The sequence below is a fragment of the Saccharopolyspora sp. genome, assembly GCF_017434145.1.
Lineage (GTDB): Bacteria > Actinomycetota > Actinomycetes > Mycobacteriales > Pseudonocardiaceae > Saccharopolyspora_C > Saccharopolyspora_C galaxeae.
Genome location: NZ_JAFRFW010000804.1, coordinates 1 through 10021, shown reverse-complemented (window position 1 = coordinate 10021; position 10021 = coordinate 1). Strand labels below are relative to the sequence as shown.

Genomic DNA, 10021 nt, shown 5'->3' with positions numbered 1-10021 from the left:
GAACAGCCGACATTCCCCGGCGTGTCGGCCGGCCCCATCACCAGCGCCGCCGAGGCAGGCGCCGTGACGCAGGCCCGACCGGCGCTACTCACCCGATGAGATCCCGCAGCGAGACGGCGCCCGTGGTGCCATTGCCCGGCGCATAGCGATCACCGACGCAAAACGATCGAAGACGAACGATCAGATTCGCTCGACCAGCGAGTGCAGCAGCTTGCCCATCCGGCCTGCCGAGGCGTTGCCCGCGTCCAGCACTTCCTGGTGGTTCAGCGGTTGCCCGGACAACCCCGCCGCCAGGTTCGTCACCAGCGACAACCCGAAAACCTCCGCACCGGCCGCGCGGGCGGCGATCGCCTCCATCACGGTGGACATCCCGACCAGGTCGACCCCGAGCCCGCGCAGCATCCGGATCTCGGCCGGTGTCTCGAAGTGCGGCCCGGGCAGCCCGGCGTACACGCCTTCCTCCAGCGAACCGTCGATCTCCCTGGCCAGCCCGCGCAACCGCGGCGAGTACAGCTCGGTGAGGTCCACGAAGTGCGGCCCGACCAGCGGCGACCGCGCCGTGAGGTTGACGTGGTCGCTGACCAGCACCGGCTGCCCGACCACCATGCCCTCGCGCAACCCGCCCGCGGCGTTAGTGAGCACCACGGTCCGGCAGCCCGCGGCCACCGCCGTGCGAACCCCGTGCACCACGGGATCCATGCCCTTGCCTTCGTACAGATGCGTGCGGCCCAGCAGCACCAGCACCTGCTTGCCCGCGATCGGCACGGACCTGATCCGGCCGCTGTGCCCGGTCGCGCTCGGCGGCGCGAAACCCGGCAGGTCGGACATGAGCACCTCGGCGGCAGGGCTGCCGATCTCGTCGGCGGCCGGGCGCCACCCGGACCCCAGCACGACGGCCAGGTCGTGGTGGGCGGCTCCGGTGCTCTCGGCGAGGGCGGCCGCGGCTGCGCTTGCGGTGGCGAACGGGTCGGAGGTCGCAGTAGAGGTCACGGTCGACCAGCCTAGCCACCCGCGCCCGCGCGGTCGGACCGCTCTCGCGAAGCGGACCGCCTCACGCGGGTGTGCGGAAGCTGTCCAGCGCCTCCTTGAACCGCTGATCACCCGCCTGCGCCTGGTTCGAGTCGACCCGCACGACCCACAGATCTCCGTCCCGGGCCGTCAGGTAGGCGTAGGTGGTCCGCGGCGCCTGCGCAGCCGCTGCGCCGAGCAGGCTGGTCTGCTTGCTGACGTAGACCAACCGCCGATCCGGCTCACCGCCACCCGCGGACTCGCCCATGGCTTGGTTCAGCGAGATCTGCGGCGGCGACCCGGTCCGTTCCGGGAGCGTGTCGATGAATTCCTGCATGGTGTGGCCTTCGCGGTAGTAGCCGGGAAAGCGCTCCACGGCGACTTCGCTCGTGCCGTCCGGGGACACCAGGCGCACGGACCTGCTCTCGGCGGGCCGCTCCCGGCTGTCCCGGAACGTGTCCCACCCCGCGGGAGCGAGCACCGAGAACGAGCCACCGTCCGCGCCGTTGCCCCCGTTCGCGTCGTCGACGTAGCGCACGGTGCGCGGAGGCTGAACGGGCGAAGCAGCCCCTGGCAGTCCGGGCAGCGGCGGCTCGCCCGCGTAGATCCGCACGCCCGCGAACCCCGCAACGGTGGCGATCAGGAAAACCACCAGCGCCGTGCAGACCAGCACCAGCACGCCCCAGCGGAACCGGCGCCGCGCTGGTGCGGGTGCCGGGGCGTCCTCGCTGAGCATGAACGGCAGCGGCCCCGGATCGGACGCCAGCGCTGCGGGCTCCGGCTCCTGTGGGGCCCGCGTCGGCTGCCGCTGCTTCTGCTGCACCGGGACCCGCACCGTCGGGGCCTCCGGGTCGATCAACATGCCGAACGGCAGGGAACCGGCCACCGGCAGCAGGTGCTGCACCCGCTTGCGCACCTCGTGCGGGGGCATCCGCGCTGCCGGGTCCTTGACCATCAGACCGCTGATCACCTCGGCGAGCGGGCCGTGCCGCGGTGGTGCCGGGACCGGGCCGCTGACCACCGCGTTGATCGTGGCCACCGGATGGTCGCCCGCGTCGTAGGGCGGTTCGCCCGTGCTCGCCGCGAAGAGGGTGGCGCCGAGTCCCCACAGATCGGCGGCAGCGGTCACCGGATCGCCGGTGGCGATCTCCGGGGCGATGAACGCCGGGGTGCCGAGCATGATCCCGGTGGCGGTGATGGTGTGCTCTGCGACGTTGCGGGAGATGCCGAAATCGCTGAGCTTGATCCGGCCGTCGTCGCCGATGAGCACGTTGCCCGGCTTCACGTCGCGGTGCACGATCCCCGACCGGTGCGCCGACTCCAGCGCGGCGGCCACGCCGTCGGCGATCACGGCGAGCTGCTGGTCGGACAGCGGGCCGTGCTCGGTCAGCACCGCGGACAGGCTCTGCGAGGGCACCAGTTCCATCACGACGAACGGCTCGCCGTCCTCGCGGGCCACGTCGTAGAGCGTCACGACGTTGGGATGGGTCAGCAGCGCGATCGCGCGAGCCTCCCGCAGCGCGCGCTCGCGCAGCTCGGCGGCCTCGGTCTCGGGCATCCCCGCGGGCAGCAGCACTTCCTTGACCGCCACCGGCCTGCGCAGGAGTTCGTCCGTGCCCGCCCAGACGATGCCCATGGCGCCGCCACCGATCCGTTGCTCCAACCGGTAGCGCTCGGCGATCAGGCGGTTCCCGCCGGTGTCTGCTGTCTTCGGCACCCGCCCATTGTCCATTCGCGTGGCCCGGTTCACGGGCGGACCGGAAAAGTCCGGCGCCGAGTGTGGGGATCACCCTCGGCGAGCGCGTTACACCTAGTGAACTTCCCCACGCGGGCCGCGCGGTCCGTGCCCCCGCAATTCGCCCAAGGTCATTTCGTCGCAACGAAAAACGGCCGCGAACGGCGCGAACGCTGATCAGCGCGAATTATGACCACGGGGTCGGATTCGGATAAGTTGGGCGCGACCGGGACCACCGTCGGCGGGCGCGACCCGTCCGGCGACCCCGTCCCGCACGGCAGCCGCACCCGGTGGTGTGCCGAGCAGGGGTGCAGAACAATCCCGTGGGGTCGCCTGGTCCGAGGTCGACGATCACCGGCTTACCGGGAGGTGCCCTTGCTCGCGTTCGTCCTCGCGCATCTGCTGGTGGCCCTGGCTCTGCCGATGGTGGCCAGGCGCAGCACGCGAGCGGCGTTCGTGATCGCGGCGCTGCCGCCCGCCGGTGCGCTGATCTGGGTGCTGGCGCGGTCGCCGGAAGTGCTCGCAGGCAGCGCCGTCGTCGAGCAGGTGACCTGGGCGCCGCTGCTCGGGCTGGAGTTCAACTTCCGGCTCGATCCGCTCGCGCTGCTGATCACGCTGCTGGTGTCCGGCATCGGCGCGCTGGTGCTGGTGTATTCGATCGGTTACTTCCACTCCGGCAGCGGCGACGCGCGCCGATCTTCGCCGCTGTTGCTGGCCTTCGCCGGGGTGATGCTCGGGCTGGTGCTGGCCGACGACCTGCTCACCGTTTACGTGTTCTGGGAGCTGACCACGATCTGCTCGTTCCTGCTGGTCGGGCAGGCGGGCATCAGCCGGGAGTCGCGGCGTTCCGCGCTGCAGGCGCTGATGATCACCACGCTCGGCGGGCTGGTGATGCTGCTCGGGTTCGTGGTGCTCGGCGAGGCCGCGGGCAGCTACCGGATCTCCGAGATCGTCGCCCGACCCCCGGAGGGGACACCGCTGGTGGTGGCCGCGGTGCTGATCCTGGCGGGCGCGTTCACCAAGTCCGCGCAGATGCCGTTCCACAACTGGCTGCCCGCGGCGATGGTCGCGCCCACGCCGATCAGCGCCTACCTGCACGCGGCTTCGATGGTCAAAGCCGGGGTGTTCCTGGTGGGCAGGCTCGGCCCGGTGTTCGCGGACGTGCCGTGGTGGACGGTGCCGACCGCGGTGCTCGGGCTGTTCACGATGGTGCTCGGCGGTTGGCGGGCGCTGCACGAGACGGATCTCAAGCGGCTGCTCGCCTACGGGACCGTCAGCCAGCTCGGCTTCCTGATGGTGCTGATGGGGCAGGGCACGTACGCGGCCGCGCTGGCGGGGGCGGCGATGCTGCTCGCGCACGGCATGTTCAAGGCCACGTTGTTCCTCGTGGTCGGCATCGTCGACCACGAGACGGGCACCCGGGACGTGCGCGAGCTGTCCGGGCTGGGCAGGCGGATGCCGGTGCTGGCGACCACTGCGGTGCTGGCCGCCGCCTCGATGGCGGGGCTGCCGCCGATGCTGGGCTTCCTGGGCAAGGAGGCCGCGTTCGGCGCATTCCTCGGCGAGGGACGTCCGGGTCTGTTCATCGACCTCGTGCTGGTGCTCGGCTCCGTGTTCACGGTGGCTTACAGCGCGCGAGTGCTGTGGGGCGCGTTCGCCACCAAGCCCGGAGTGGCCGCCACGAGCGCGAAACGTCCCGGAGCGGTGCTGCAGGTTCCTGCGGCGATACCTGCCATCGCGGGAGTGGGGCTCGGGATCGGCTATCCGCTCACCGACGAGCTCGCTTCCTCCTACGCCGCGGTTTTCGGGCCGGGGCCGGATCCGCTGCACCTGGAGCTGTGGCACGGCTTCGAACTGCCGCTGCTGTTCTCGATCGTCGCGATCGCCGGCGGGCTGTGGCTGCACGCGATGCGCGTTCCGCTGACCGCGGTGCGCGGCAGGCTCCCGCGGTTCCTCGACGCGCAGCGCGGGTACGAGCGGATCATGGCGCTGCTGGAGCGGATCGCGGTCGGCGTCACCGGTCGCCTGCAGGTCGGTTCGCTGCCGACCTACCTGGCGATCATCCTGCTGACCGTGCTGATCGTGCCGGGCTCGGTGCTGCTGCCGCAGCTGCGGCTGACCGAGGGCATCCGGTTCTACGACAACCTGCTGCAGGTGCCGCTCGCGGTGCTCTTGCTCGTCGCGTCCGTCGCCGTGGTGCGGGCCAAGCGGCGGCTCACCGCGGTGCTGCTGGTCGGCATGATCGGCTACGGCATCGGCGGGCTGTTCATCATCGACGGCGCACCGGACCTGGCGTTGGCCCAGTTCCTCGTCGAGACGCTGACGATGGTCGCGTTCGTGTTCGTGCTGCGGCGGTTGCCCGCGCGGTTCACCAAGGGCGACAGAGCCCGGCTGCTGCGCTGGCCGAAGCTCGCGCTGTCGGTCACGGGCGGGGTGTTCATCGCGCTGGCCGCGGTCGCGTTCAGCGCCGCGCGCCAGCACCCCTCCGAAGTCAGCGCCTTCTACATGGACAACGCGGAGAAGGGCGCGGGCGCCACGAACGTGGTGAACGCGATCATCGTCGACTTCCGCGCGTTCGACACGGTCGGCGAGATCTCGGTGCTCGCCGTCGCCGCGACCGGCGTCGCCAGCCTCGTGCTGGCCTCCCGGCACGAGCGCAGGCGCCGCAGCACGCGCCGCACGACCAAGGTCGCCGAACCGGCCGCGCCGGGCGGGGACCGCAGCCGCCAGGAGGAGGTGCGCGAATGACCGACCCCCGGATCACCGCAGTCCAAGCAGGCAGGCCGTGGACGAACTGGGACGCACCGCGGGAACGCTGGCTGCTGACCGGCTTCCCGCGGGACGGGCGCGAACGCACCGTGCTGCTCGAGCTCACCGCTCGCATCGTGTTCCCCACGGTGCTGGTGCTGGCGGTGTACCTGCTGTTCGCCGGGCACGACCGGGCGGGCGGCGGGTTCAGCGGTGGCCTGGTCGCCGGGCAGGCGTTCGCGCTGCGCTATCTCGCGGGCGGCCGGATGGACGACAGCGCGATCATCTCGCTGCGCCCGCCGGTGCTGATCGGCATCTGGCTGACCATCGCCACCCTCACCGGTTTCCTGCCCACGTTGTTCGGCGGGCAGCTGCTGGCCAGCACCACCTTCAAAACCGTCGTCCCGCTGCTGGGCGAGATCAAGTTCGTCACCAGCCTGGTGCTGGACATCGGAGTGTTCCTGCTGATCATCGGCGTGGTGCTGGACCTGCTGCGCACCCTCGGATCCGGCGTGGAGGCCGACGCCGCCGCGGCCGCGAGGGGGCAGTCATGAGCGGCTCCGTCAACATCACGATGGCCCTGGTCATCGCGGCGCTCTACTCGGCGGGCTTCTACCTGCTGATGCAGCGCTCGCTGATGCGCATCCTGATCGGCATCGTGGTCGTCGGGCACGGCGGCAACCTGCTGCTGCAACTGGCGGGCGGCCCGCCCGCGCGGCCCGCGATCCTCGGCGACGCTCCGCCGGAGCAGATGGCCGACCCGTTGCCGCAGGCGATGGCGCTGACCGCGATCGTGATCACGTTCGCGCTGACCACGTTCCTGCTCGCGCTGGCCTACCGCTCGTGGACCTTGCTGGGCCACGACGAAGTCCGCGACGACGGGGAGGACCGCCGGATCCGGCGGCTGGAACGCAGGCTGGCCGAGTCCGAAGAGGACCAGGTGCAGGAAGAGGAACTCGAACGGGAGGCCACTCAGTGACCGTCCTGGTGGCGCTGCCCGTACTGCTGCCGCTGGCCGCTGCGGGCCTGTCCCTGGCGTTGGGCCGGTTCGCCGACTTCCAGCGCATCATCGGCCTGGTCGTGCTGGCCGCGATCATCGTCGACGGGGCGTTCCTGCTCTACGTCACCGATACCTACGGCCCGCTGGTGCTGCAGATGGGTTCCTGGCCGGCGCCCGCGGGGATCACGCTGGTAGCCGATCGGCTCTCCGCGCTGCTGCTGATGGTCTCGGCGGTGGTGACGTTCGCCGTGCTGATCTACTCCATCGGCCAGCGGCTCACCGACTACGGCCGCGAACGGGCGAGCACCACGTTCCACCCGATGTACATGGTGCTGTGCGCCGGCGTGTCGTTGGCCTACCTCGCCGGGGACCTGTTCAACCTGTTCGTCGCCTTCGAGATCATGCTGTCCTCGTCGTACGTGTTGATCACGCGGCGCACCACGGCCAGCCGGGTGCGCGCGGGCATGACCTACGTGATCGTCAGCCTCACCTCGTCGCTGCTGTTCATCACGATGATCGCGCTGGTGTACGCGGCGACCGGCACGGTGAACATGGCCGACCTCGGCGGCAAGGTCGTGCTGCTGCCGGAGGGCCTGCAGATCGCGCTCGGACTGCTCATGGTGATCGTGTTCGGGGTGAAGGCGGCGATGGTGCCGCTGCACTTCTGGTTGCCGGACAGCTATCCGACCGCGCCCGCTCCGGTCACCGCGGTCTTCGCCGGACTGCTCACGAAGGTCGGTGTCTACGCGCTGATCCGCACGCAGACGCTGGTGTTCAACCACCACCGCGGTTGGGAGCTGATGCTGGCGATCGCGCTGATCACCATGCTGGTCGGCGCGCTCGGCGCGCTGGCGCAGAACGACCTGAACCGGATGTTGTCGTTCCTGCTGGTCAGCCACATCGGTTACATGCTGTTCGGACTCGGCGTCTACGACATCGTCGGGTTGACCGGCGTGATCCTCTACGTCGTGCACCACATCACCGTGCAGGCCACGTTGTTCCTGGTCAGCGGTCTGATCACGCGGCACACCGGCACGGTCGCGCTGAGCCGGATGGGCGGGCTGGCCAGAGCGGCCCCGCCGATCGCGGTGCTGTTCGCGCTGCCCGCGCTGAGCCTGGCTGGCGTGCCGCCGTTCTCCGGTTTCGTCGCGAAGCTGGCGCTGCTGCAAGCCGGCGTCGGCGCGGGCACCTGGGCCGCCTACGTGGTCACCGGCGGCGCGGTGCTCACCAGCCTGCTGACGCTCTACGCGGTGGCGCGGGTGTGGACCCGGGCGTTCTGGGGCCAGGTGCGCGCGCCGGAAGCCGACCCGGACCCGGCTGACGAACTCGTCGTCGGCACCGGGAACTCCACCCGGCCGATGATCGCGGCCACCGGCGTGCTGGTCACCGCGAGCCTGGTCATCGCCATGGTCGCGGGGCCGCTGTCCGGGGTCAGCAATCGCGCCGCCGAGGACCTGATGGACGGCAGTACCTACCGCAGCGCGGTGCTGGGAGACGCTCATGACTGACCTGTCCCGCCTTGCGCGCAGGTTGCCGCTGGTGCTGTGGCTGACGGTGGTGTGGATCCTGCTGTGGGGCACGCTCGACCTGGGCACGCTGGTGTTCGGTGTGCTGGTCGCGGTGCTGATCACGGCGTTGTTCCCGCCGCCCCCGGTGTTCACGAACATCGTGGTCCGGCCGGTCTCGCTGGTGCAGCTGATCGGCTACCTCGCGTGGGACCTGGTGGTCTCGACGCTGCGGGTGTCGTGGCAGGCGTTGCGGCATCGCGGGGACACCAGAGCGGGCATCGTCGCGGTGACGCTGCTGACCGACTCCGACCACCTCACGGCGATGATCGCCAACGGGATTTCGCTGGCACCCGGCAAGTTCGTGCTGCAGGTCGATCGCGAGCACGCCATCTGCTACGTCTACGTGCTCGGGATGCGGCCCGGTGAGGACGCCTCGGTGCGGCGCGAAGTGCTCGCGCTCGAGGCCCGGGTGGTGCGCGCGGTGGGATCTGCGCAGGAGGTAGCGCTGGTCGACCGCCACAAGAAGTTCCGGAAGGCGGGTTCCTGATGCACGTGGTGTTCACCGTGACCCTGGCGCTGCTGTGCGTGGCCGGTCTGCTGGTGCTGGTGCGGATGATCCGCGGCAAGACCACTCTGGACCGGATCGTGTCGCTGGACGTGCTGGTCACGCTGATCGTGGCCGGCACCTGCGTGGCGATGGGCAGGCAGCAGGACGGGTCGAACATCGCGCTGCTGGCGGCGTTCGCGCTGCTGGCGTTCATCGGCTCGGTGAGCGCTGCCCGGTTGGTCGAGAAGAAGGAGCCGTACCGGTGAGCTGGCTCGACGTGTTGTCCGCGGTGTGCCTGATCGGAGGCGCGCTGTCCTGCCTGCTCGGTGCGATCGGGCTGCTGACGTTCCCGGATGTGGTCGCGCGCCTGCAGGCGGCGACGAAGCCGCAGACGCTGGGGCTGATCCTGATCCTCATCGGAACCGCGGTGCAGCTTGAATTCCGCTACGCCACCGGTCTGATCCTGGTGGGCTTGTTCCAGATGCTGACCTCGCCGGTCCTCGCGCAGCTCGTCGGTCGGGCGGCCTATCGCGCGGACAGCATCCGCCGGGACACGCTGCTGGTGGACGAGCTGGGCGACCGGATCCACCGGGAACGCGAACACAGGTGATGTGTTCTAGGTCGCCAGCGCCGAACCTCGGGGGTCGGTCCGCGTCTTCTGGTCGATAGCTCGGCTCAACGCCCGGAGGCTCCATGCGCCCGCTGCTGATCATCGGCTCGTTGCTCGGCGTGCTGGCCGTCGCCGGGTGCGGGCAGCCCCCGCCCGGCGGGGGTGAGCCGGCTTCGGTGACGGTGCCACCGCACGTCCCTGTCGCGACGACCCCGGCGACCAGCGCCGGGCAGCCCACGCCGAGCACTGCCGAGCAGCAGGAGAGCCCGGAGTCGTCCGCCGCGTCGAGTCCGGCGCCGACCGCGACGCCGGTTCCGGGCACGACGAGCGAAACGCCGGGTGATCCGGGCGGAGACGACCCGGGCGGCGACCTCGCCTGCGGCGATGTCACGAACAAGGCCGGTGCCAGCTACTCGTTGTTCTCCCGCCGGGGAGCCGACGGCTCCTACGCCGGGTGCACCGAGGCGATCAACGTGATGTCCGCGTACATGAACCTGCCCGCCGACGAGTACGACGGCTCCAGCAGGAGCGCCACCGTGCAGGGCTACCGGTGCCAGGTGCTGCCCTCCGGCGAACGCATGAAGACGGCCTGCGACAACCCGTCGAAGGGCATGTCGATCTACACCACGGGCTGAGCGCGGCGAAGGCGTTGCGCCGATTCGGGCGACCTTGCTCTTACGGCGGCTGTGACGACGCCCGATGTGATCAAATGGCCTGGTGCGGTCCTCGGCCGCCGAAGGATCTTGCGTGGAAAGGTGTGGAGTGCGCATGGGACGCATCGGGCGACTGCTGGCGGTCCTGACGCTCGGAGGGCTTCTGCTGCTCGTCCCCGCCACGACCGGCCCCGCCGCCGACGCCGCGCGCT

At 70.5% G+C, this 10021-nt stretch carries 10 protein-coding genes; 8 read left to right on the top strand and 2 right to left on the bottom strand.

Annotated elements, in window-relative coordinates; all coding sequences use genetic code 11:
* Nucleotides 1–180: 180 nt before the first annotated feature.
* Nucleotides 181–990, bottom strand: coding sequence for a purine-nucleoside phosphorylase (locus IJH84_RS21850; RefSeq protein ID WP_200068607.1), 810 nt, complete (start codon nucleotides 988–990; stop codon nucleotides 181–183).
* 61 nt (nucleotides 991–1051) lie between these two features.
* On the bottom strand, nucleotides 1052–2725 hold the full coding sequence (locus IJH84_RS21845; RefSeq protein ID WP_295148382.1) for a serine/threonine-protein kinase: 1674 nt from the start codon (nucleotides 2723–2725) through the stop codon (nucleotides 1052–1054).
* A gap of 393 nt (nucleotides 2726–3118) precedes the next feature.
* On the opposite strand from IJH84_RS21845, the gene mbhE reads away from it, so the two are divergent.
* From mbhE to IJH84_RS21805, 8 genes are all read left to right on the top strand, one after another.
* Nucleotides 3119–5491, top strand: a complete 2373-nt coding sequence (gene mbhE / locus IJH84_RS21840) for a hydrogen gas-evolving membrane-bound hydrogenase subunit E (protein WP_295148378.1) — start codon at nucleotides 3119–3121, stop codon at nucleotides 5489–5491.
* Nucleotides 5488–6045 carry an MnhB domain-containing protein gene (locus IJH84_RS21835; protein ID WP_295148375.1) on the top strand — a complete coding sequence of 186 codons (558 nt, stop codon included), beginning with the start codon at nucleotides 5488–5490 and terminating at the stop codon, nucleotides 6043–6045. Before mbhE ends, IJH84_RS21835 begins: the two co-directional genes overlap by 4 nt.
* A complete protein-coding gene (locus IJH84_RS21830; protein ID WP_295148371.1) occupies nucleotides 6042–6470 on the top strand; it encodes a Na(+)/H(+) antiporter subunit C in 429 nt (142 codons plus the stop codon). Before IJH84_RS21835 ends, IJH84_RS21830 begins: the two co-directional genes overlap by 4 nt.
* Entirely contained in the window at nucleotides 6467–7999 is a 1533-nt protein-coding gene (locus IJH84_RS21825) for a Na+/H+ antiporter subunit D (protein ID WP_200068611.1), read from the top strand. The genes IJH84_RS21830 and IJH84_RS21825 overlap by 4 nt, the downstream gene beginning before the upstream one ends.
* On the top strand, nucleotides 7992–8546 hold the full coding sequence (locus IJH84_RS21820) for a Na+/H+ antiporter subunit E (RefSeq protein ID WP_295148368.1): 555 nt from the start codon (nucleotides 7992–7994) through the stop codon (nucleotides 8544–8546). The genes IJH84_RS21825 and IJH84_RS21820 overlap by 8 nt, the downstream gene beginning before the upstream one ends.
* Nucleotides 8546–8812 carry a monovalent cation/H+ antiporter complex subunit F gene (locus tag IJH84_RS21815; protein WP_200068613.1) on the top strand — a complete coding sequence of 89 codons (267 nt, stop codon included), beginning with the start codon at nucleotides 8546–8548 and terminating at the stop codon, nucleotides 8810–8812. The genes IJH84_RS21820 and IJH84_RS21815 overlap by 1 nt, the downstream gene beginning before the upstream one ends.
* On the top strand, nucleotides 8809–9156 hold the full coding sequence (gene mnhG / locus IJH84_RS21810; RefSeq protein WP_295148358.1) for a monovalent cation/H(+) antiporter subunit G: 348 nt from the start codon (nucleotides 8809–8811) through the stop codon (nucleotides 9154–9156). Before IJH84_RS21815 ends, mnhG begins: the two co-directional genes overlap by 4 nt.
* Nucleotides 9157–9239: 83 nt before the next feature.
* Nucleotides 9240–9791 carry a hypothetical protein gene (locus IJH84_RS21805; protein ID WP_200068615.1) on the top strand — a complete coding sequence of 184 codons (552 nt, stop codon included), beginning with the start codon at nucleotides 9240–9242 and terminating at the stop codon, nucleotides 9789–9791.
* Nucleotides 9792–10021 lie beyond the last annotated feature (230 nt).

What these genes read in the sequence shown, in the direction of transcription:
- IJH84_RS21815 (WP_200068613.1), top strand. Translation starts at nt 8,546, where the DNA reads ATGCACGTGGTGTTCACCGTGACCCTGGCGCTGCTGTGCGTGGCCGGT.
- IJH84_RS21835 (WP_295148375.1), top strand. Translation starts at nt 5,488, where the DNA reads ATGACCGACCCCCGGATCACCGCAGTCCAAGCAGGCAGGCCGTGGACG.
- IJH84_RS21805 (WP_200068615.1), top strand. Translation starts at nt 9,240, where the DNA reads ATGCGCCCGCTGCTGATCATCGGCTCGTTGCTCGGCGTGCTGGCCGTC.
- IJH84_RS21830 (WP_295148371.1), top strand. Translation starts at nt 6,042, where the DNA reads ATGAGCGGCTCCGTCAACATCACGATGGCCCTGGTCATCGCGGCGCTC.
- IJH84_RS21820 (WP_295148368.1), top strand. Translation starts at nt 7,992, where the DNA reads ATGACTGACCTGTCCCGCCTTGCGCGCAGGTTGCCGCTGGTGCTGTGG.